At 41.5% G+C, this 21,573-nt stretch carries 20 protein-coding genes; 14 read left to right on the top strand and 6 right to left on the bottom strand.

From position 1 onward, the window contains the following. The first annotated feature begins 67 nt into the window (after positions 1-67). Complete coding sequence (locus tag K6969_RS07075) at positions 68-2,650, top strand: IdeS/Mac family cysteine endopeptidase (protein WP_171942482.1); 2,583 nt, start codon at positions 68-70, stop codon at positions 2,648-2,650. Between the two features lie 38 nt (positions 2,651-2,688). Here the strand turns inward: K6969_RS07075 and K6969_RS07070 are convergent, their stop codons facing one another. Beyond that, complete coding sequence (locus K6969_RS07070; RefSeq protein ID WP_029173285.1) at positions 2,689-3,798, bottom strand: NAD(P)/FAD-dependent oxidoreductase; 1,110 nt, start codon at positions 3,796-3,798, stop codon at positions 2,689-2,691. A gap of 85 nt (positions 3,799-3,883) precedes the next feature. Between K6969_RS07070 and K6969_RS07065 the strand changes: the two genes are divergently transcribed. From K6969_RS07065 to K6969_RS07015, 11 genes are all read left to right on the top strand, one after another. Continuing rightward, the gene (locus K6969_RS07065; RefSeq protein WP_029173286.1) at positions 3,884-4,504 is read left to right on the top strand and encodes a GDSL-type esterase/lipase family protein; all 621 of its coding nucleotides are present in this window, start codon (positions 3,884-3,886) and stop codon (positions 4,502-4,504) included. A 38-nt stretch (positions 4,505-4,542) separates the two neighbouring features. Next, the gene (gene lepB, locus K6969_RS07060; protein ID WP_029173287.1) at positions 4,543-5,085 is read left to right on the top strand and encodes a signal peptidase I; all 543 of its coding nucleotides are present in this window, start codon (positions 4,543-4,545) and stop codon (positions 5,083-5,085) included. Positions 5,086-5,277: 192 nt separating this feature from the next. Beyond that, positions 5,278-7,092: a glutamine--fructose-6-phosphate transaminase (isomerizing) gene (gene glmS / locus K6969_RS07055; RefSeq protein ID WP_029173288.1), complete on the top strand. Its 1,815-nt coding sequence runs from the start codon at positions 5,278-5,280 to the stop codon at positions 7,090-7,092. A 157-nt stretch (positions 7,093-7,249) separates the two neighbouring features. Continuing rightward, entirely contained in the window at positions 7,250-9,010 is a 1,761-nt protein-coding gene (locus K6969_RS07050; protein ID WP_029173289.1) for a PTS mannitol-specific transporter subunit IIBC, read from the top strand. Between the two features lie 29 nt (positions 9,011-9,039). Further along, positions 9,040-10,992: a BglG family transcription antiterminator gene (locus tag K6969_RS07045; protein WP_079270280.1), complete on the top strand. Its 1,953-nt coding sequence runs from the start codon at positions 9,040-9,042 to the stop codon at positions 10,990-10,992. Position 10,993: 1 nt separating this feature from the next. Then, complete coding sequence (locus K6969_RS07040) at positions 10,994-11,431, top strand: PTS sugar transporter subunit IIA (RefSeq protein ID WP_029173291.1); 438 nt, start codon at positions 10,994-10,996, stop codon at positions 11,429-11,431. A 13-nt stretch (positions 11,432-11,444) separates the two neighbouring features. Next, positions 11,445-12,581, top strand: coding sequence for a mannitol-1-phosphate 5-dehydrogenase (locus tag K6969_RS07035; RefSeq protein ID WP_029173292.1), 1,137 nt, complete (start codon positions 11,445-11,447; stop codon positions 12,579-12,581). Between the two features lie 214 nt (positions 12,582-12,795). Beyond that, positions 12,796-13,437: an amino acid ABC transporter permease gene (locus K6969_RS07030; RefSeq protein WP_029178317.1), complete on the top strand. Its 642-nt coding sequence runs from the start codon at positions 12,796-12,798 to the stop codon at positions 13,435-13,437. Positions 13,438-13,446: 9 nt separating this feature from the next. Next, complete coding sequence (locus K6969_RS07025) at positions 13,447-14,079, top strand: amino acid ABC transporter ATP-binding protein (RefSeq protein ID WP_029173294.1); 633 nt, start codon at positions 13,447-13,449, stop codon at positions 14,077-14,079. A 25-nt stretch (positions 14,080-14,104) separates the two neighbouring features. Next, the gene (locus K6969_RS07020; protein WP_171942505.1) at positions 14,105-14,941 is read left to right on the top strand and encodes an amino acid ABC transporter substrate-binding protein; all 837 of its coding nucleotides are present in this window, start codon (positions 14,105-14,107) and stop codon (positions 14,939-14,941) included. Between the two features lie 115 nt (positions 14,942-15,056). After that, complete coding sequence (locus K6969_RS07015; protein ID WP_321537347.1) at positions 15,057-16,178, top strand: IS110 family transposase; 1,122 nt, start codon at positions 15,057-15,059, stop codon at positions 16,176-16,178. 499 nt (positions 16,179-16,677) lie between these two features. On the opposite strand, the gene K6969_RS07010 is transcribed toward K6969_RS07015, so the two are convergent. The 3 genes from K6969_RS07010 to K6969_RS07000 are packed head-to-tail and all read right to left on the bottom strand — an operon-like array spanning position 16,678 to position 19,142. Next, on the bottom strand, positions 16,678-17,871 hold the full coding sequence (locus K6969_RS07010; RefSeq protein WP_105130248.1) for a cation diffusion facilitator family transporter: 1,194 nt from the start codon (positions 17,869-17,871) through the stop codon (positions 16,678-16,680). Between the two features lie 56 nt (positions 17,872-17,927). Further along, positions 17,928-18,380: a threonine/serine exporter family protein gene (locus K6969_RS07005; protein WP_002937711.1), complete on the bottom strand. Its 453-nt coding sequence runs from the start codon at positions 18,378-18,380 to the stop codon at positions 17,928-17,930. Between the two features lie 3 nt (positions 18,381-18,383). Next, the gene (locus K6969_RS07000; RefSeq protein WP_105130247.1) at positions 18,384-19,142 is read right to left on the bottom strand and encodes a threonine/serine exporter family protein; all 759 of its coding nucleotides are present in this window, start codon (positions 19,140-19,142) and stop codon (positions 18,384-18,386) included. 161 nt (positions 19,143-19,303) lie between these two features. Between K6969_RS07000 and K6969_RS06995 the strand changes: the two genes are divergently transcribed. Then, a complete protein-coding gene (locus K6969_RS06995; protein ID WP_002937706.1) occupies positions 19,304-19,729 on the top strand; it encodes a MarR family winged helix-turn-helix transcriptional regulator in 426 nt (141 codons plus the stop codon). A 19-nt stretch (positions 19,730-19,748) separates the two neighbouring features. Beyond that, positions 19,749-20,108 (top strand): DUF1304 domain-containing protein, encoded by a 360-nt coding sequence (locus K6969_RS06990; RefSeq protein ID WP_105128706.1) that lies wholly within the window; start codon positions 19,749-19,751, stop codon positions 20,106-20,108. Between the two features lie 35 nt (positions 20,109-20,143). Here K6969_RS06990 and K6969_RS06985 read toward each other — a convergent pair whose 3' ends face one another. Continuing rightward, entirely contained in the window at positions 20,144-20,998 is an 855-nt protein-coding gene (locus K6969_RS06985) for a DUF4097 family beta strand repeat-containing protein (protein ID WP_105130246.1), read from the bottom strand. Continuing rightward, the gene (locus K6969_RS06980; RefSeq protein ID WP_105130245.1) at positions 20,985-21,563 is read right to left on the bottom strand and encodes a DUF1700 domain-containing protein; all 579 of its coding nucleotides are present in this window, start codon (positions 21,561-21,563) and stop codon (positions 20,985-20,987) included. The genes K6969_RS06985 and K6969_RS06980 overlap by 14 nt, the downstream gene beginning before the upstream one ends. Between the last annotated feature and the right edge of the window lie 10 nt (positions 21,564-21,573).

Genomic DNA, 21,573 nt, shown 5'->3' with positions numbered 1-21,573 from the left:
TATGATTTTGCAAAATTCAAATTGTATTGATATAATATAAGGTGACTAAGTTGAAAGAGATGGACATATGGACATTCACATTCGTTTTTCGTTGAGAAAACTAGCAGTTGGTTTAGTTCCAGTGACTTTCCTATTTCTAGCCAATCAGTCTGTTCTATCTGCCCAAGCAGAAACGATTTCTAGTCTAGAAGAAGAAACTTCCCTGTTGGAAGGAGACTTGGTACCACAATCGCTTGAAATCATAAATGTAGAAGAACAAGGGGAAAAGAATAATAGCGAGTTTACAGGTCTAAATATATTAGTAGAAAGTGACAACCTAGCTCAAGGGAGTGAGAATGAAGTAGGCCCTTCTGAGCTGAAAAATGAGTTACTTGAAGTGAAAATTGATAACCTTTTCGAGTCTACAAGTATTGAGATCCATGCAGATATGGAAGAGAAGGTCATTCCTGAGCACGAAGATAGTAGCCTCCCTTCTAATCTACCAGTAGCAGTCCAGAAAGATATGGTTGAACAGCCTATCAGTCTTTATACTAGCGAAGATGGTCAGTACAGAGAAATTATTTGGGCACAAGGTATAACGCCTCCTAGCATGGGGCAAGGTGGTGATTTTAAAAAAGAAGTAACGGGAGAATTCATTGAGTATACCATGCCTTATGAAGCCGGAAAGGGTTATTATGATGCTAATAAGAGCTTGGATGCTTCCTTAGAAGATTTGAACTTGTGTTTTGCGGCAGTTTCTTCCAACATGTTGCACTGGTGGTTGGAACAAAATAAGGAGTATGTAGAACGGTATATTAGTGAGAAATATGGAGCTGATTTAGGGCAGCAGGACTATTCTTTGACTGATATAAGACGTTACACAGATTCTTTTGAAAATCAGCAAAATAGCCGAATTTTTAACCTTTTCAAGGCATATTACGGTCGTCGTCTAAATGGATTTGTATCAGATGCCCTGGTGGATCTATTTATCAATGGCTATCCCCCAAAGAGTCAAGGAGGGGTCAATTTAGAAAATCCTGATTTGGTGCCTGATAAACGCGGTGGCTTTTTTCATGAAGTATTTAAGGAGAAAATGCTGACGGATAGGATGTTCAGCGGAGATTATCTCTATTTTGGAAATTTGGTTCGAAATAACTTAGAAAATCAAGGTTTACTTGGCTTGACCTATCGAACTTTTGGAACGACTACTCATATTGTGACGGTCTGGGGGGCTGAGTATGATGATAAGGGATTGATCCGAGCAGTATATATTACGGATTCGGATGACCAACATGATCCTATTGGCTTGAAGCGGATGGGGATCACACGGGATTCCTCTGGCAATCCTCGTTTAAATAATAATGTCGTGAAAAATTCGGTTGGTTCTTATCTGGACTACGTTCATACCATCAATCTTGGTCGGAAGCATTGGGAAACTTATTTTAATGGATTGGAAGATGAAAAACAGACTGCCAGACAGAAACTTTCAGAAGCTAAATTTGGCTTACTTCACGCGATCCATGCTCAAGAGGAGTTTTCTGATAGGGAAGAAAGATCTTATCTTGCCCTAATTGAAGAAAAATATTTTGAAGGTTTGAAGCAAATCAATCAAGCTATGGCAAAGCAGGAACTATCAGAAATCTTGCAATCCGCTCTGCAAAGTTTACGGATTCCCATGAAATCTGTTGGGCAAGCTCTAGCTTACGATAGACCGTTTGGGAATCTTATTGTTCATGGAAACTCAGTTCGACATGATTTGCCCTTAGGTCATCTATCTATTCATGGTGATTCAGTTCGACATGATTTGCCCTTAGGTCATCTATCTATTCATGGTGACTCAGTTAAATATGACTTGCCTTTAGGACACCTATCTCTTCATGGAAGCTCCGTCACGCATGAGTTGCCCGTCGGTCATGTTTCCCTTCATGGAAGCTCCGTCACGCATGAGCAGCCAGTTGGTCACTTGTCCCTTCACGGTTCTTCGGTCAGCCATGAATTACCAGTAGGTCATTTGTCCCTTCATGGTTCTTCTGTTAGCCATGAATTGCCAGTTGCTCACCTGTCTCTTCATGGAAGCTCCGTCACGCATGAGTTGCCCGTCGGTCAAGTTTTCGTTCATGGAAGCTCCGTCGCGCATGAGTTGCCTGTGGGAGCTTTGTCAAGTTCTGAGGATTTGGTGGCCGACAAGTTAGAACATGTGACTGCTGAAAAAACGGAAATAGAGCAGGCTGGAAGAGGAATCTTTAACCAGATTATTTCCTTGTCTAATGAGTATTCAGGAAAAATTTCAATTAGACCTACACTAAATATGCGTGAGAATGGATATAAAAATACCAACATTTCTAGCGAACTAATCGTGGAGCAAGAGACAGTTGGTCAGGCTAATAGTACAGGTTTACCAAGGGCATTCAATCAGTCATCAGAACCGGATTTTCAGTTTGAAAAGGATTCGGAGAAGGAACAAGTCACCCCTTCCACAAGTATCAGTTCAAACAATCAAAATCTGGGCAAAGGGAGTGAAAAAGCAGTAGCTAAGGGGGATGAGGCGGATAGTCAAGAAAAAGAAACGGCTGACCAAACTCCCTATTTAATAGCCTTTTCTCTGCTAGGTATTGGGGCAGTAGGTTATTGGTTACTTTTTCACAAGATGATTAAAGTTGATAAGTCATAGAAAAAAGGCTACTCAGAGCGAGTGGCCTTTCAGCTATATTATTGTTTTTTAATGTAGTTAGTAGGAGAATAGGCAGAGCGGTCGAAGCTGGTTTCCTTCCCTAAGATTTCTTGGGCGATTTGCCAGCCGATAAATGGACCGTTTGTCAAACCAGAGGAACCTAGACCGCTAGCAACCCAAACATTCTTCATGTCTTCGATATTGCCATAAAATGGTGCATAGTTTGAAGTGTAGGCACGGGTTCCGATCCGTGTTCTGGCAACGGAATAGTTGGCTAGGTCTGGCATAAACTCGGCTGCCTTAACTTGCATAGCTTGAATTTTTTCCGGGTCAAGTGTCAGGTCATACCCCATATCATCCTCGTGTGTAGCTCCGACGATGATTTTACCTTTTTCGAAAGGCAATATGTCAATTTGCCCATAGGGCATGCAGACTGGCCAGTTGTTGGTGTCGTGTTTGGTGTCTAATTCTAACAATTGTCCTTTCTGTGGTCGGACATCCACCCGATAACCAAGTGGTTCTAGGATATGTGGTAGCCAGGCTCCAGTAGCCAGGATGATGTGGTCGGCTGTCAGCTCTTGTCCATCTAGTTCGACAGTGTGAGCGTCTAGCAATTTTGCCTGTCCTTGTAGAAGCGCTCCGCCATTTTTCAAAACTTCTTCCTGCAAAATGTCAATCAAACGCCCACCATCGATACGGCCGCCTCCTTCTAAATGAATGCCGTAAAAGTCAGGTTTGAGCGGTGGGAGATAATCGCTGATTTCTTCGCCTTGCAAGCTTGTAATTTGACCAATGGTGGGAGTATCTACACGGCGGTCTTCCGCAATCTTTTGGATTTTTTCTAGCAATTCTGGCTTGCTCTTCAGGCCGATAGTTCCAGTTTGCTTGAAAGGGATGTCCTTGGCTCCAGCAGACTCTAAATCTGCGACCAATTTGCGATAGAAGACTGCGCCTTCGGAAGTCAGTTTATACCAATCTTTATTTTTCTTTTGGGCCATCCAAGGGCAGATAATCCCAGCAGCTGCACGAGTAGCAGTGCCGACACCATGGTCAATGAGGGTTAAGTTGACAGTTTCATCTTGGGAGAGGTAGAAAGCGGCAGTTGAGCCGACAATCCCTCCGCCTATAATTATCACGTTTTTTTTCATATGTTCATTATATCACAAATTCAGAAGTATATTTATTTTTTTCAAGATGGTACAATAGATAAATAAGAAAAACAGAGGAGTTCACGTGTCAGATATTATGTATCCAGAGGTCCTAACCGTTGGAAGTGGGGCCATAAAAGTTGCAACAGTTGGCGATAGCCTGACTTACGGTTACGGACTGGAGAACCGTGAAAAAGATGCCTATCCCTGTATTTTAGCAGAGAAGCTGGGGCATCTTTATCAGGTGTCCAATTTCGGTTTGAGTGGACGTTCGCTTCAGTCAACGTCGGATTATCCCTATTTCAATGAGAAAAATGCCCAGTTGTCCCTTGAGAGCGAAGCGGACATTGTCATTATCATGATTGGTAGCAATGACAGCCGTGGTCCATACTGGAATAAGGAGCGATTTATTAGCGAATATAGGGAAATGGCAGAGCGGTACTTGAGTTTACCTAGTCAACCAGATCTATACTTGGTTATTCCACCTTTCGTGCCAACCAGCCGTTTTGGACTGAATAATCAGATTATCGAGGATGAATTACAAGACATTATTGCAGCAATTGGTCAGGAATTGGATGTGCCAGTCATCAATCTTTATCTCTTAACCAAGGGGCATTTGGAATATTATAGCGATGGCTTGCACTTGACACCTCTTGGAAATCAAGTGATAGCTGAGGAAATATACCATCATCTTATCAATGGATAGCCTGAGTTTATGGTATAATAGTATTGATTGGAGAGATTATGGTAAAGAGAGATTTAGTAAAGCAGATCAGTTTGGTCATTCTGTTGATTTTAGGATTGATTGGTTTGAGAGTATGGTTCTTTGAACCAGTAACCATCACATCCCAGATGGCAAATGACTATATCAAAGAAGGTGACTTTATTGTTACCGTTCGCAATGCCAAACTGACACATGGTGATTTCATACTTTATAAACATGATGGAAAAGAGTATGTCAGTCGAGTCATTGCAGTTACTGATGAAACTGTAACCTATATGGATGATGTCTTGTATAGAGATAATGTGATTGTAACAGAATCCTATCTAAAAGCACCGCATACACAAGAAAGTTATACGGAAGATTTTACAATTGCTACCTTGACGAATGGACAATTCGAGTCCATTCCTAAAGATTATATTTTAGTTTTGAATGATAAGAGGACAAATCATCAGGACAGTCGTAGTTTTGGATTGATTGCAGAAAAAGATATTATTGGGAGACTAACATTCCGCTTAAGTCCCTTAAAAGAATTTGGATTTATAAAAACAGGGCTGGTTCAGTAGAATCAGCTTTTATTAATTGTTGAACTGTTTGGATTTGAAATCCAACAATCTGACTATACCAATTAAAATGTTGACAAGTACAAAAAGTTGTTATATACTGATTTTACTGATTTTTAAACAAAAAAATCAGACTATACCAATTTAAGATAATTTTAAGAAAGTTCAATTCGTTCGAATTGAAGGTGATAGAATATGTGTGGAATTGTTGGTGTTGTAGGTAATACAAACGCAACTGATATTTTGATTCAAGGTCTTGAAAAGTTAGAATACCGTGGTTATGATTCAGCAGGTATTTTCGTAACGGGTGGGGAGCAGGCTCACTTGGTAAAAGCAGTAGGTCGCATTGCAGAGTTGTCTGCTAAGGTAGGCGATAAGACTGAGGGAACAACAGGAATCGGTCATACTCGCTGGGCAACTCACGGTAAACCAACTGAGGACAATGCCCACCCACATACCTCACAAACAGGTCGTTTTGTACTTGTTCACAACGGTGTGATCGAAAACTACCTCGAAATGAAAAACGACTACTTGGCTGGTCATGATTTCAAGGGTCAGACAGATACAGAAATCGCTGTTCATTTGATTGGGAAATTCGTAGAAGAAGATGGCTTGTCTGTATTGGAAGCCTTCAAAAAAGCTCTTCATATCATCCAAGGTTCTTATGCCTTTGCCTTGATCGATTCTGAAAATCCTGATGTCATCTACGTTGCTAAAAACAAATCTCCGCTTTTGATTGGTTTGGGTGATGGATACAACATGGTCTGCTCAGATGCCATGGCGATGATTCGTGAAACCAGTGAATATATGGAAATCCATGACAAAGAATTGGTAATTGTGACCAAAGACAGTGTTCAAGTGACTGACTACGAAGGCAATGCCATTGAGCGTGGCAGCTACACGGCTGAATTGGACTTGTCTGATATCGGTAAGGGGACTTATCCGTTCTACATGCTAAAGGAAATTGACGAGCAGCCGACTGTTATGCGTAAGTTGATTTCAACCTATGCAGATGCGGACGGTAAGATGATAGTTGACCCTGCAATCGTGAAAGCTGTGCAAGAAGCAGACCGTATCTATATCTTGGCGGCGGGAACATCTTACAATGCAGGTTTTGCTTCCAAAAACATGATTGAAGCCTTGACAGATACCCCTGTGGAGTTGGGTGTGGCGTCTGAATGGGCCTACCACTTGCCAATTCTTAGCAAGAAGCCACTCTTTATCCTCTTGACCCAGTCAGGTGAAACAGCAGATAGCCGTCAGGTCTTGGTGCGTGCCAATGAAATGGGCATTCCAAGTTTGACTATTACAAACGTACCTGGCTCAACACTTTCTCGCGAAGCGACTTACACCATGTTACTCCATGCAGGTCCTGAAATTGCGGTAGCCTCAACCAAGGCCTATACTGCTCAGGTGGCTGCCCTTGCCTTCTTGTCAAAAGCTGTCGGTGAAGCCAATGGCAAGCAGGAGGCAATCGACTTTGACATGGTACATGAGTTGTCAATCGTTGCCCAGTCTATCGAAGCAACCCTTTCTGAGAAAGACTTGATTGCAGACAAGGTTGAGAAACTCCTGGCAACCACTCGCAATGCTTTCTATATCGGTCGTGGTACAGATTTTTATGTAACTCTTGAAGCAGCTCTCAAGTTAAAAGAAATTTCTTACATTCAAACAGAAGGCTTTGCGGCTGGAGAATTGAAACACGGAACCATCTCCTTGATTGAAGACGGTACTCCAGTTATTGCTCTGCTTTCTGCCAATGAAAAAGTTGCCGCTCACACGCGTGGTAATATCGCAGAGGTAGTTTCCCGTGGTGCGAACACTTTGGTCGTGGTGGAAGAAGGCTTGGACCGTGAAGGTGATGATATCGTTGTTAACAAGGTGCATCCATTCTTGTCAAGCATCTCTATGGTGATCCCAACTCAGTTGATTGCCTACTATGCATCCTTCCAACGTGGTCTGGATGTCGATAAACCGCGTAACCTTGCAAAAGCAGTTACGGTTGAATAATAGATAGATATAAAGACGAATGTAGCTGGCTTCTTGCCAATGCATTGGTCTTTTTGTTTTTGAAGATTGCTTTGTCACAAAAATTGTGACAAGATTTGAGTTTTATTGTGTCAAGAGGTTTTGTATAATAAACTTACAAAATAGGAGGAAAAATAATATGGAAAATACTTCAATTCGTGTTCGTCTTCAAAAACTGGGGACAACGCTGTCTAACATGGTCATGCCCAATATCGGTGCTTTTATCGCTTGGGGTGTCTTGACCTCGCTCTTCATTCCAACAGGTTGGTTGCCAAATGAAACCTTTGCGACTATTGTTGGCCCGATGATAAAATATCTCTTGCCACTTTTGATTGGTTATACTGGTGGTTATAATGTTTATGGTCAACGTGGTGGTGTCATGGGTGCCATCTTGACCATGGGGGTCATCGAGGGCTCGTCTGTTCCAATGTTTATTGGAGCCATGGTCGTGGGTCCTTTCGGTGCCTGGGTTATCAAGAAATTTGACCAAGCTATTCAGCCAAAAATCCGTCCAGGTTTGGAAATGTTGGTTAACAACTTCTCTGCTGGTTTGATTGGTTTTGTCTTGATGTTGGTGACCTTCAAAGTTGTTGGTCCATTCGTTGAAAGCATGACTGGCGTGGTTGGTGATGGTGTACAAGCGATTGTCGATATGAAACTCTTGCCACTTGCTAACATCATCATCGAGCCAGCTAAGGTACTCTTCCTCAACAACGCCCTCAACCACGGGATCTTTACCCCGCTTGGTACAGAGCAAGTCTTGGAAGCTGGCAAGTCTGTTCTCTTCCTCTTGGAAGCTAACCCTGGTCCAGGTCTTGGTATCTTACTTGCCTATGCCTTCTTTGGAAAAGGCTCTGCTAAATCATCTTCATGGGGGGCAATGGTCATTCACTTCCTCGGTGGTATCCATGAAATCTACTTCCCATACGTATTGATGAAGCCAGCTCTTTTCCTTGCTGCTATTGCTGGTGGTGTATCTGGTACCTTTGTTTTCCAAACCTTGGGTGCAGGTCTTGCTGGTGCTGCCTCTCCAGGTTCAATCATTGCGGTTACCTTGATGTTACCAAAAGGTGATAATACATTTGGAAATGCATTGGCCGTATATGCTGGTGTATTCGCAGGTGCTCTTGCTTCATTCTTGGTAGCTTCTATCATCTTGAAAGCTGACAAGTCAGAAGGAGAATCATTGGAAGCTGCTCAAGCGGCTACAAAAGCTGCAAAGGCTGTTGCTAAAGGTCAAGCGGTTGAAACAGTCGCTGCAGAAATCTCAGCAAATTCTGTTAAACAAATTATCTTCGCCTGTGACGCAGGTATGGGTAGCTCTGCTATGGGTGCTTCGCTACTCCGTGATAAAGTTAAAAAAGCTGGATTGGACATTCCTGTTACCAATAAGGCTATTGCCAACTTGCAAGATACAGAATATACCTTGATTGTTACTCAGCAAGAATTGGCGGACCGTGCTGCTCAACGTACACCACGCGCTATTCATGTCGCAGTTGACAACTTCTTAACCTCACCAAAGTATGATGAAATTGTTGCGAAACTAGTCGGTCAAGCCCAAGAGGTTTCTCCCAGGCAAGTAAGTTTAGATGCAGAAGCAGAAGTAGATTTGAACTATATCGACGAAGTGGTCTTTGCCTACGGTCAAGCCCAAGGTTCTGCTACAATGGGTCAAGCAACTCTAGCAGCTATCTTTAAAAATAAGGGGATTGGTATTCCAGTAGCCACTGTTCCTTATGATAAATTAACAGAGCACAATGCTAAAAATATTCTGGTTGTTACCACTATTGCCCAACAGGCAGAGGTTCAACAAGTTGCACCGAATGCACAACTCTTGGTAGTTGATAGTCTAGTGACTACACCAGAGTATGACAAAATTGTCGCTCGCATGCACAAGTAATTTTTGAAACAATGTAGTATAATAAAGCTATGCTATTAACAAAACGTGAAGAACAATTGATGAAAGCTTTCCTCCAAGTAGGGAAGCTTTCATTGAAAGAAATGGCTGATATTTTACAGGTGTCCTCACGAACGGTTTATCGGACCTTGTCTGATTTGACAGATTTTTTGATCGAGCATGAAATCGATTTGGTTAAGGACGGGAAGAAGTATTATTTGTCTGGTGATTTGTCGGCTCTGGAAGACTACAAGACTTTGGATTCCTATTCTCCTAGTCAACGCTTGGAACTCATGATCTATCAGCTCTTGACCAGTCAGGAAGTGATAACCAATGAACAATTTCAAGAACAGTTCTTAGTTTCCAATGTGACGGTCATTCAAGATATTGCAGTCATTGAAAAACGCTTATCGGATTTTGACCTGTGCCTTGTGCGTCACAAAGGTTATGGAATAGAGGGTACAAATAGTCAGAAAAGGCGACTTTTAGCTATCCTTTTAGCCAATGCGATTGCTATTCAAGACTTCTGGCAGGATAATTATGACAACTATCCAAGTTTGGACAAGGAAGTGGTAGAGGAAAGTCGTCGTGCCTTTGAAAGTCACCAAACTGTTTTGGGTGATATTGATTCTAAACTCAAGCAGTTGCTGATCATTCTCTTGAGCCTAGCTGACAATCAGGAAGAATTGGAGAGTCGAGTCGGTGTTTCCAAGGAGGCTCTGGATTTTTCGCAGAAAGTCTTTATGGATCTAGCAAAGATTGGCAAACGGTTTTACAATATCCAAGAAATTATCTTCTTTGCAAGTATTTTAGATGAGTTAATTATCAAGCGACAGGAAGTGCCACTCTTCCGAGAAAGCTTTGATAGTAGCTTCTACTACAATATCTCCCAGCTGATTGACTCGGTATCACGCTTTACCAAAATTGATTTTATCAAGGATCGGCTTCTTTTTCCTCTGCTATTTAATCACATTCGTTTAAGTTTGGCAGTGCCTATGCTCTTTCCAGATCATGCCACGACCAATGTTGCTTATCTGGCTACCCAGAAAAATCCCTTCCTACATCGACTGGTCAGCTTGGTTATACAGGATATCTTCCCGACCTACTTACACAATGAATATGAGTATGAACTGGTCACCCTGCACTTTGCATCAAGCTTGCGCAGAAGTCCAGACATTTATCCAATTCGTTTGCTCTTGGTGACGGACGAAAGACCACTGACGACAAGTGTTTTGGTGTCAAAAATCAAAAATATCGCACCATTTGTGGAATGGATTGATGTTCAGAGTACGACAAATCTGTCACAGTTGAATTTAGAGCACTATGATTATTGCTTGACAACAAAGCCTGTCGGACAAGACGGACTGGATTTGATTTCTACCTTCCCAAATACCCAGGAAATTCTGGACTTGCAGGAAACTCTACAAGCTATTCAGGAAAATCGTACGGTCTTGATACGGGAAGACATCAAAGAGGAGAATCATTACGATCTGCAGGCCTATTTAAAAGCCAGTAGCCAAGTCTTGCAATCCTTTCGCCTAATTCATCTTGGTCAGCAGACTAGTTTTGATGAGGCAGTAGTCGCTACTGTTGGAGAGTTGGATCATGTGGCTGATAGAGCTTACTTGGCAGACAAACTCTTGACCCGCTTTTCAGTCAGTCCGCTGGCCATTCCTCAGACAAATCTGGCCCTTATACATACTCAGTCTAGTCAAGTAAGACATAGTCAGTTTGTTATTGTTGAACTGGAAAACAGTGTTTCCGCCCTCTCCATGAATAATCAGCAGGAAGCGGTCCAACGCATTTTGGTCATGTTGACGCCTTTAGGCGTGGAGGCAGAAGTCCGCGAATTGATGACAGCTATCAGTCAATCCATTATCGAAAACAAACTTTATACAGAGATTTACCGGACGGGCAATCAGGAAATCATTTACCAGTTGCTCAATTCAATCTTTACCGAAACTATCAAGAAATTGGAGAAATAACATGGAATTACAACAGAACCTTATTAAACTAAACCAGGCCTTTACAACGAAAGAAGAGGCTATTCGCTACTGTGGACATCAGTTGGTTCAAGCTGGTCATGTCAATGAAGCCTACATCGAGGCAATGATTGAGCGGAACCAAGAATTGTCTGTTTACATGGGCAATTTTATTGCCATTCCTCATGGAACAGATGCCGCGAAAAAGGAAGTCCTATCATCAGGGATTACCATAGTTCAGGTGCCAGCAGGTGTCAACTTTGGGACAGAAGAAGCTCCGAAGATTGCGATTGTCCTCTTTGGAATTGCAGGTGTGGGCGATGAGCATTTGGAAATTATTCAGAAAATCTCAATTTTCTGTGCGGATGTTGATAACGTTGTCAAATTAGCAGATGCTCAGTCAGAAGATGAAGTAATCACCCTGTTGAATAGTGTAGGATAAGGGAGAAGAAGAGATGAAACAAGCAGTTCACTTTGGAGCAGGCAATATCGGACGCGGCTTTATCGGGGAAATCCTCTTTGAAAACGGCTTTGAGATTGCCTTTGTCGATGTTAATGAAACCATTATTGATGCATTGAACCAGCGTCATGCTTACGAGATTGAAATAGCAGAAGAAGGCCAACGCCATATTGCAGTTTCAGGGGTGCGTGGGATTAACAACCGTCTTAATCCTGAAGAAGTTGTCACAGCCCTTGCTACAGCTGATTTTGTAACGACAGCTATTGGATCAAACATTCTGCCTTTCATTGCAGGTCTTGTAGCTCAAGGGATTGAAGCCCGTCGAGAAGCAGGCAATACCCAACCGCTTGATGTTTTGGCTTGTGAGAATATGATTGGTGGCTCTGCCTTTCTTTACGAAGAAGTCAAAAAACACTTGTCAGAGGAAGGTTTGGCTTACGCAGCAGAGTTTATCGGCTTCCCAAATGCAGCGGTGGACCGCATTGTCCCAGCCCAAAGTCATGAAGATCCACTCTTTGTCGTAGTTGAGCCTTTCAATGAGTGGGTGGTTGAAACCCAGGGCATGAAAAATCCAAACTTGAAGCTAGAGGGTGTTCACTATGAAGCGGACTTGGAGCCTTTCATTGAACGCAAACTCTTCTCTGTCAACTCAGGTCATGCGACTTCTGCCTACACAGGTGCGCATTTTGGGGCGACTACTATCCTAGAAGCCTTGCAAAATCCAGAGGTGAAAAGCAAGGTTGAAGCTGTGCTGGCAGAAATCCGTAGTCTTCTGATTGCCAAATGGAACTTTGACGAGCAAGCTTTGGTGGACTACCATAAAGTCATCATTAGCCGTTTTGAAAATCCTTATATCGTGGATGACATTGCCCGTGTGGCTCGGACGCCAATCCGTAAGCTTGGTTATGACGAACGCTTTATCCGCCCAATCCGTGAACTCCGTGAACGTGGCTTGTCTTATGATAACCTTCTTGCGACTGTCAGCTATATCTTTGGCTACAAGGATGAAACAGATGAGCAATCCGTTCAACTGCAAGCTCTTTTGCAGGAAAAATCCTTGCCAGAAGTTGTAGCAGAAGTGACAGGCTTGACTGAACCAGCCTTGATTGAAGAAATTGTAGCTATCATCTAAATTGCGCCTCTAGTGTGTGGTAGGTTTACAAATGAACTAAAGCGAACAAGTTATTCTGTTTTGCAGAAAATGAACCTTGTTCGCTTTTCATTTTGATTGCTTTTGCAATTTTATACAATTTATAGGTAAATTATTAGAAAATTGAAAACTTTTCTTTGTAATACAAGATATTTTCTGCTATACTAGAACCTAATCATTCTTTTAGGAGAACTTTATGGATTATGTTTTGGAAGTTCTGCCCAGTCTATTAAATGGTGCGGTAGTTTCCCTGCAAGTATTTTTTCTAGTTTTGATACTATCCTTGCCCCTGGGAGCTGTTTTTGCCTTTTTAATGCAGATTAAGTTTAAACCCTTGCAATGGCTTTTGCATTTCTACGTGTTAATTATGCGTGGAACTCCCTTGCTTTTGCAACTGATTTTTGTTTATTATGTTTTACCTAGTGTTGGTATCACTTTTGACCGTATGCCAGCAGTCATTCTAGCCTTTACTTTTAACTATGCGGCCTATTTCTCTGAAATTTTCCGTGGTGGTATTGAAGCTATTCCAAAAGGTCAGTATGAAGCTGCTAAGGTATTGAAATTTACACCCGTTCAGACCATTCGTTTTATCGTCTTGCCACAGGTGGTGAAAATTGTCTTGCCAAGTGTATTCAATGAAGTAATGACCTTGGTCAAGGATACATCTTTGGTATATGCCTTAGGTGTTAGCGACCTCTTGCTTGCTAGCCGAACTGCGGCCAACCGTGATGCCAGTCTGGCACCTATGTTTATTGCAGGAGCAATCTATCTGTTGATGATTGGAGCTGTTACACTTATTTCTAAACAAGTAGAAAAGAAATTTGACTATTATAGATAGGAGGAAGTCATGTTAGAACTACGCAATCTATCCAAACGATTTGATAATAAACAGATTTTCTCCAACTATGATTTGGTCATTCCAGAGGGGAAAATAATTGCCATCGTCGGTCAATCAGGTGGTGGTAAGACTACTCTTTTACGGATGTTGGCAGGTTTGGAAACCATTGATTCAGGAACCTTGATTTATAATGGTCAAGAACTGCCACTTGAGGAATTGGGGAAACGACATCTGCTGGGCTTTGTCTTCCAGGACTTCCAGCTTTTCCCACACCTATCCGTTTTGGAAAACTTGGTTCTCTCTCCTGTGAAAACGCAGAATATGTCGCGTTCAGAGGCGGAAGACAAGGCCCTTAAACTCTTGGATACTCTTGGCCTGGCTAACCACGCTACTGCCTATCCGTTTTCACTATCGGGTGGACAAAAGCAACGTGTGGCTTTGGCGCGTGCTATGATGATTGATCCTGAGATTATCGGCTATGATGAACCAACTTCGGCCCTAGACCCTGAATTAAGAAAAGAAGTTGAAAAACTGATTCTTGAAAATAGGGCTACTGGAATCACGCAAATTGTGGTCACCCATGATATGCAGTTTGCCGAAAATATAGCAGATGAAATCATCAAGATTGAACCGAAACATTAAGAAAAGGAATAAAATGATGATGAATATGAAAAAAATGATGCTTGGAGCTACGGCTCTTGTAACCAGTTTTGCTCTTGTTGCTTGTGGCTCTAGCCAGTCAACAACTAAGTCTGACAATTGGTCAACTTATGAATCTGAGAAGTCTATTACTATTGGTTTTGATAAGACCTTTGTCCCAATGGGCTTTGAAGAGGCTGATGGTACATATACTGGTTTTGATATTGATTTGGCAACAGCAGTTTTTGACAAATATGGTATTGCGATTGAATGGCAACCTATTGACTGGGATTTGAAAGAAACTGAATTAAACAATGGCAATATTGATTTGATTTGGAATGGCTATTCTGTAACTGATGAGCGCAAGGAAAAAGTACTCTTTACGGATTCGTATATGGATAACCAACAAGTACTTGTGACGAAAAAATCTTCGAATATCAGTCAAGTTTCTGATATGAAGGACAAAATTTTGGGTGCGCAAGCAGGTTCTTCTGGTTACTCAGTCTTTGAATCTCAACCTGCAATCTTGAAAGACATCGTTCAGAATAATGATGCAAGTCAGTATGCGACCTTCAATGAAGCCTTGATTGACTTGAAAAACGATCGTATTGATGGCCTTTTGATTGACCGTGTGTATGCAAATTATTACTTGCAACAAGAGGGAATTATCGCAGATTACAACATCATTGATGCAGGTTTTGAAAATGAAGCCTTCGCAGTCGGTGCTCGTAAATCAGATACGACGCTCGTAGAAAACATTAATAAGGCGTTTGCTGAATTATATAAAGAAGGTAAATTCCAAGAAATCTCCCAAAAATGGTTTGGTGAGGATGTTGCAACCGATGCAGTAAAAAACCAAATTTAAGGTATAGACAATATGTAAAGACCCCCAGTTGAGAATTCGTGGATTTACCTGTACACTAGAATAAAAAAACAATCAACTTCTAACAGGAATTACCACACTCAATTGGAGGTCTTATATGTTTCATTTTACCACACTTTTCATCGGAATGGATGTTCACAAAGAAAGTTTTTCACTCTGCTATTATGATATGATGGCGAATCAATTCAAACATAGCACTAAAGTTGGTCCAAATGTTAGCTATATTGTGAACTATGTGAATGAGCTTCGTCGTTTATATGGTCAAGATGCAGAAGTGTTATGTGGCTACGAAGCTGGATGCCTCGGATTTACCCTATATCACCAGCTACAAGCTCACGGGATTCCCTGTATCGTGATGGCACCTACAACGGTAATGAAGGAAGGATCTAAGCGTGTTAAGACTGATAAGAAAGATGCGGCTCAGCTCGCAAAAGCTCTGGCCTTTCGTAGCTATCAGCCTGTTCATATTCCTACTGCTGAGGATGAACAAGTCAAAGAATATATCCGTATGAGAACAGACCACAAAGTGGCTCTGAAGAAAATCAAACAACAAATTCTTGCCTTCTGTCTCCGACATGATTTTCGCTATACCGAGGGAAGCAGTAATTGGACACAGAAACATGTTCGCTGGCTCCGTTCCCTAAAACCTGAGGGACTTTACGCAGAGATTTTGACAGAATATCTATTGACCTATGAGAAATTAGTAGATCAAATAGAACGGTATGATGCACGAATTGAGCAACTGGGTCAAAGCGACAGTTATCAAGAGAAGGTCTCACGGCTTTCTTGCTTTATTGGCATTAAAACACTAACTGCTCTTTCCATTGTGACAGAAATCGGTGATTTTAATCGCTTTGCGACAGCTCAACATTTTGCTTCTTATCTTGGGCTAACTCCTAGCGAAAATTCTAGCGGCGACAAGGAGAGAAGAGGTGCTATCACCAAAGCTGGGAATAGCCATGTGAGACGACTTCTGATAGAAGCTGCACAATCATTGGCTAAGGGGACGATTGGGTATAAATCCAAAGAATTGAAAAGGAGACAAAGTGGAAACCGAGTGGAGGTGATTGCTTATGCGGATAAGGCTAATGAACGCTTAAGAAGACGTTATCGCACACTTGTTCTAGGAAAAAATAAGAAACAAAATGTTGCTAAAACAGCTATTGCACGAGAATTGTCTGGTTTTATTTGGGGGATGATGACAGGAAGAATAGCTTGAAGTTAGCGCTTGTTTTCATGTACACTTTTGACCATTAAGTTTTATCATCGCAGAGCGATGAGGAATCCCTATTTCTATCCAAAATCACTGGGTGAATTTGGACAGAAATAAGGATTGAAATCATGTTTGAATGGAAAGTATCTTGAAGGAGTTTAGGACTTCAAGGTTTGAGTCATCTACGAAACGACTAAGTGGCACAATTGTGATCCACGCTTATAGAGAGTAGGACTCGCGGCAGAACCATTGACCTGTAGGTAACCAATCCACGAATATCAGAGTGGCCAATGCCCGAAGCTAAGAACTAGGCTCTTTCTAGATACTTTTCATTTTTTAATCAGTTCGATTGTTTTTACTTGACAAAGGGCTTTACATATCAGTCATTTGAATTATCTTTGATACATCGTCACTTTCGTCTTGCCATACTTTAGTATAGCCTGCGCCTCAGTTCCTTGTCTGAAAGCTAATTCATTCGACTATAAAGGAAAAGCCAGTCATTCGACTAGGCTTGTTTCTTTGAAATCTGGTGGAAAATAACCGTCCAATTTTCATGACGGCGCCAAAGTGACGTATGAACATAATTACCAATTTCAAACGTAACTAATTTTGATTTTTGGCTAATGGAGGTCATTTGGTAATTGGATAAATACGTGGTTTGGATGGGGTGGTCGGCAAGCATCTGAGTTTTATTTCGATAGCGGCCTTTGGCATCAATTAAGAGATACTGGTCGTCAATCAATTCTTCATACCCATTAGCATGTGCTTGTATCTCTGTTTCAAAACGGAAGAGTTTGTCGTACACATGCTCATACATCTCATCGTGTGGAATTTCAGATGGTTCTACGTGAATATCCACATCAAAAACTCCATGTTTGAGTGTTAGGAGTTGCTCAACCTGCTCAGTCACTTCATGACTTTCATAAACGGATAAGTCTGGATTCATTTCTAAAACAACATCAAGGTAGATATTGGCTCCATAAGTCCGACCACGTTGTGATTTGACAGAAACGATTTTTGGGAGTTTGAGAATATCTTCCTCGTACTTTTTCAATAAGTTTTCATCAAATCCATCAGATAGGGTAAAGAAGCTTTCCATAAAAATATCGTAGGCTGTTTTTAGGATAAAGAAGGTAATGATGATGGCTGCAATTTTATCGACAATAGGGAAGTTGAAAGTCGCAGCAAAGATTGCGATAGAAGTTCCTATGGAAGTGACTGCATCGGATAGATTATCCTTGGCAGCTGCTTCTAAGGCCTTGGAACGTACTTTGTTTGCCAAGCGGTTATTATATAAATAAACAGCTAACATAACTAGTGCAGAAAAAATTCCGACAATGGCCCCCATAATGTCTACTTCGATAGAAGAATTGCTGATTAGTTTTTGGAGGGTATCATAGAGTACTTGGAAACCAACGACAAACATGATGAAGGATGTAATCAAGCTTGCCAAGTCTTCCATTTTCCAGTGTCCAAATTTATGATCGGTATCAGCTGGTTTCTGTGCCATTTTTAGTCCAACAAGTACAGCGATATTACCGATAATATCAGAAATATTATTGAAGGCATCTGCTCGTAAGGCATCCGAATGAAAGAGCTGTCCTGCAGCGAGTTTGATACCTGATAAGACAATATAGGCACCGATAGATAGCAAGGCACCACGTTCAGCAAGTTTTAGATTGGTTACGTTTTGGTTCATAGCATCTCCTTTGATAAGTTTTCATTTTAACAAAAAGGCCCCTTATTTTCAAGGGGCTAGGCTGCTTTTTTGCCGGTTCGAAGAACCTTATAAAGGCGTAATAATATTGTTCCGCTGGCCATACCGATGGGGATGACTAAGGCTAAAGTTAAGACGGTAGTGATATTGGTTAGGGCTTGAGCGTGGTCCCCAGAAACGAAATAAGTCGTGGTCATGTAGGCTCGATAGCCTGGAACAAGCGGTGCAAGTATAGCCAATGAAAAGATGACGGAGGGTGTTTTTAACCAAATACTCATGATTTGACTGACACAGGATCCGATAATTGCCGCGAAAAAAGTAGCAATCAAGACATTTGTTGGTTCCAATAGTAAAAGATAAATAAGCCAAACAAGCATGCCTAGGAGTCCACCAGGGACCAGCATTTTTCTTTGAACATTGAGAACAATTAAGAAAGCTGCGATAGCGATATAAGAGGCGAGTGCCTGTAATAAGAAGTGAACTGGTGTCATAGATTACCTCACAAGCATAAAGGCCACAGTTGTACCTGCACCGAGCGATAAGATAATAAGCGCAGTTTGGAAAAATTTGGTCATCCCTGTATTGATATGATTGGTCATGAGGTCTCTTACGGCATTTGTAAAAGCAATCCCTGGTACAAAAGGCATGACTGCCCCTGCATTAATCAGGTTAGGATTAATGGGGAGAGTAGTGGATGCGCTTAATAAATAAGAGGTGAGTGAGAAGACAAAGGCGCCAACGAAGGTGGTGACAAAATCAATTCCAATATAGCGATCGACAATTAGTGAGATAGGGAAAGCTAAAGCTGTTGCGAGGACAGCACCTGCTGCATCTAAAAGAGAACCTCCGAACATGATGGTAAAAAATGGTGCGGCTACTACGGCAGCTAAGGTTATTTGGATATTGTTATAAGGTGGCTTTTGTTGTTTGATTGCATTTAATTGGTTCCAAGCTTCTTCTAGGCTGATTTCTTCATTGGCTAGGGAACGGGAGATTTGGTTGACGTCACAAACTTTCTGCATGTCGTAATTTGAATTGACAATGCGTTTCATACGCGAAATATTTGTATGGTCGATGGAGAAAAAGATAGCAGCAGGGATGGCAAGGACATTGGCCTGTTCAATTCCTTGTGAATGTGCAATCCGAATCATGGTATCTTCAACTCGGTGAATTTCTGCACCGCTTTGTGCCAAAATGGCACCAGCGAGCATGAGCACGTCTATGACCAAGTTTAGTCTAGGAGTGTTTTCCATAAGTAAGTCTCATCCCTCTGCTAGTTATTTTCTTAATTATAACAAAATATAGGTGTAGGCAACATATTTTTTTAATAGATAGGCAAAATAGTTGAAAATTGTTCGGATTGCAGTATAATTGACTTATCAATGATTGATTAATCAATCAAAAGAGGTAGATAATGCAAGAAATGGAAGATTTGTTATACAGATTGAAAGTGGCAGATGAGACGATTTCCAATCTTTTTGAAAAGCAGTTGGGAATCAGTTTGACACGCTATTCAATATTGCAAACATTACTAAAAGATGCACCCCTGCATCAGTTGGCTTTGCAGGAGCGGCTTCAGATAGACCGCGCAGCGGTTACGCGTCATCTCAAATTGTTGGAGGAGAGCGGCTATATCATTCGCAAGCGAAATCCTGACAATCAGAGAGAAGTACTTGTCTGGCCAACTGAGCAGGCTAGGGAAGCGCTAATCACGAATCCTTCTGCCCACCACCAAGCTATCAAAACTTCGATGAATCAGATTCTAACTGTTGAGGAGAGCGAGCAATTCCTAGCCACTCTTGATAAACTATTGATTGGCTTGCAAAATCTACCTATATAATTTTTTGAGAGGAGACATTATGTCTATTTTTACCACTATTCTAGCTAGTATCGTAGCTATTGAGCACCTATATATCATGTATTTGGAAACCTTTGCGACCCATTCAGGCTCTACTAGTCGCGTATTCAATATGGAGAAGGAAGAATTACAACGAAAGTCTGTGACTGCCTTGTTTAAAAATCAAGGAATTTACAATGGCTTGTTGGCGGTTTTCTTGTTCTACGGTATTTTTACTGGTAATTTAGAAATTACAAGCATTTTTGTTCTATATGTTATTGCTGCAGCAGCTTATGGCGCTATTACAGCAAGTCCAAAAATCATCTTAACCCAAGGTGGACCAGCAATCTTGGCCTTGATTTCTATTTTGTTGTTTAAATAAGTTAAAAAGCCTTCCGTCAGGAGGGCTTTTAGTAATTACCGGATGCTCAATTCACCATCTAGTGTAGAGATGTAGAGGTAATTAGTGGCTTGGGGATTGGAATAGGTTGGAAGGTCAATTCCCAGATTATTTTGACGGGCATCTATATGGATGTCAGTTTTTGTTTTGGGATGAAGAGAAATGTCAATGGAACCATTGTAATTACTGATGTTATGTCTTCCTTCTAGTTTTAGGTTTTCTGCTTTAAAATCCCCATCCTCAACAGTTAGAATACTCCCGAAAGTATCTGTGATGTCCTCTGGACTTGTTAATGTGGACTGCTTGATTGTAACTTCTCCATTGATGTGTAATAGCCTACTAAGGCTGATGTGACTGTTTTCAATCAACATGTCACCATTTTCAACAAAGAGTTGGAAATCTTGAATAGTCACTTTATCCAGATAGACATCTCCTTGAATGCTCCCTGAGAGTGTTTCGATTGTGCTATTTTTAGGGACCTGTAAGACAGGTTGGTAGTAGGCAACATTCTGGTAATTGACAAGATTTAAGATAGGTTCGAGTAAACCATCATAAGTAACGATGCCTTGATAGGCACTAGAAATGGTTAATTTTCCATCTTGAACTTGGTGGCTGAGGAGGTCAATGCCTTTGTGCTGATTTCGGTAATAGTGGAGGTGAAATTGTTTGTCAGGCGAGGGCATAATGGACAGTTTTTCATCAACTTCTATAGCCCTAATGTTACTAAAACTGGCTGTTTGGGGCTGAAAATAGTTTTCTGCAACAGTTTTCATATTTGTCCAACCGCCAGCAAGGTATCCGATGAGACTGAGAATTGTTCCAAGAGTGAACAGGCTCAGACTAATTTTCGTAAATGGTTTAATCTGTTTCATAGTAGCCTCCTTTGCGGATTTTTCTTTGTATCCAATGTAAAACAAGCACGAAGGTTTTGCTTCCAAGGTCTAGAGTGAATTTACTACCCAATAGAGTGAGGGCCAAGCAGACGAGGGCCAGGCCTGTGAAGAGGAGGGAGGTAGACCATGATAGTGTGAAGAGGTCAAAGGCGAGGAGTAGCTGGGCTATCGCCAGGCTGAGGAGGACGATCCAGAGTGAGATAAGGAGTAGAAAGAGGCTAAAGATGATTAGGAGAAGGGTGATGAAGAGGGCGACCAAGCTGATGGCTAGGGGGACGCCGATTGGGGCGGCAAGGATAGAGAGGATGGTAAGCCAGACCATATTGCGGGTATTTGGCTTATCCTCAGTCTTCTCTTTATCATAGAGATTGGCTAGGATTTCATGGGCGGCTTCTTTTGGACTGCCTAATTCTTTAATGGCTTGCTCATCGTTTTCCTTTTCGTCAAAATATTCATTGAAATAGTCTATGGTATCCTGAAAATCTTCTTTTGGTAAATTTTTGAGATATTTCTCGAGTTTCTGTAAATATTCCTTGCGATTCATGGGAACCTCC

Origin of the sequence: Streptococcus suis (assembly GCF_019856455.1) — a bacterium.
Lineage (GTDB): Bacteria > Bacillota > Bacilli > Lactobacillales > Streptococcaceae > Streptococcus > Streptococcus suis_AE.
Note: the sequence above shows the minus strand (reverse complement) of the source record. Positions and strands in the feature narration are given on the sequence as shown.

Bases quoted from the DNA above. Each gene is read 5' to 3' on its own strand.
- K6969_RS07075 (WP_171942482.1), top strand. From the start codon at position 68: ATGGACATTCACATTCGTTTTTCGTTGAGAAAACTAGCAGTTGGTTTA.
- K6969_RS07070 (WP_029173285.1), bottom strand. From the start codon at position 3,798: ATGAAAAAAAACGTGATAATTATAGGCGGAGGGATTGTCGGCTCAACT.
- lepB (WP_029173287.1), top strand. From the start codon at position 4,543: ATGGTAAAGAGAGATTTAGTAAAGCAGATCAGTTTGGTCATTCTGTTG.
- glmS (WP_029173288.1), top strand. From the start codon at position 5,278: ATGTGTGGAATTGTTGGTGTTGTAGGTAATACAAACGCAACTGATATT.
- K6969_RS07050 (WP_029173289.1), top strand. From the start codon at position 7,250: ATGGAAAATACTTCAATTCGTGTTCGTCTTCAAAAACTGGGGACAACG.
- K6969_RS07045 (WP_079270280.1), top strand. From the start codon at position 9,040: ATGCTATTAACAAAACGTGAAGAACAATTGATGAAAGCTTTCCTCCAA.
- K6969_RS07040 (WP_029173291.1), top strand. From the start codon at position 10,994: ATGGAATTACAACAGAACCTTATTAAACTAAACCAGGCCTTTACAACG.
- K6969_RS07035 (WP_029173292.1), top strand. From the start codon at position 11,445: ATGAAACAAGCAGTTCACTTTGGAGCAGGCAATATCGGACGCGGCTTT.
- K6969_RS07030 (WP_029178317.1), top strand. From the start codon at position 12,796: ATGGATTATGTTTTGGAAGTTCTGCCCAGTCTATTAAATGGTGCGGTA.
- K6969_RS07025 (WP_029173294.1), top strand. From the start codon at position 13,447: ATGTTAGAACTACGCAATCTATCCAAACGATTTGATAATAAACAGATT.
- K6969_RS07020 (WP_171942505.1), top strand. From the start codon at position 14,105: ATGAAAAAAATGATGCTTGGAGCTACGGCTCTTGTAACCAGTTTTGCT.
- K6969_RS07015 (WP_321537347.1), top strand. From the start codon at position 15,057: ATGTTTCATTTTACCACACTTTTCATCGGAATGGATGTTCACAAAGAA.
- K6969_RS07010 (WP_105130248.1), bottom strand. From the start codon at position 17,871: ATGAACCAAAACGTAACCAATCTAAAACTTGCTGAACGTGGTGCCTTG.
- K6969_RS07005 (WP_002937711.1), bottom strand. From the start codon at position 18,380: ATGACACCAGTTCACTTCTTATTACAGGCACTCGCCTCTTATATCGCT.
- K6969_RS07000 (WP_105130247.1), bottom strand. From the start codon at position 19,142: ATGGAAAACACTCCTAGACTAAACTTGGTCATAGACGTGCTCATGCTC.
- K6969_RS06995 (WP_002937706.1), top strand. From the start codon at position 19,304: ATGCAAGAAATGGAAGATTTGTTATACAGATTGAAAGTGGCAGATGAG.
- K6969_RS06990 (WP_105128706.1), top strand. From the start codon at position 19,749: ATGTCTATTTTTACCACTATTCTAGCTAGTATCGTAGCTATTGAGCAC.
- K6969_RS06985 (WP_105130246.1), bottom strand. From the start codon at position 20,998: ATGAAACAGATTAAACCATTTACGAAAATTAGTCTGAGCCTGTTCACT.
- K6969_RS06980 (WP_105130245.1), bottom strand. From the start codon at position 21,563: ATGAATCGCAAGGAATATTTACAGAAACTCGAGAAATATCTCAAAAAT.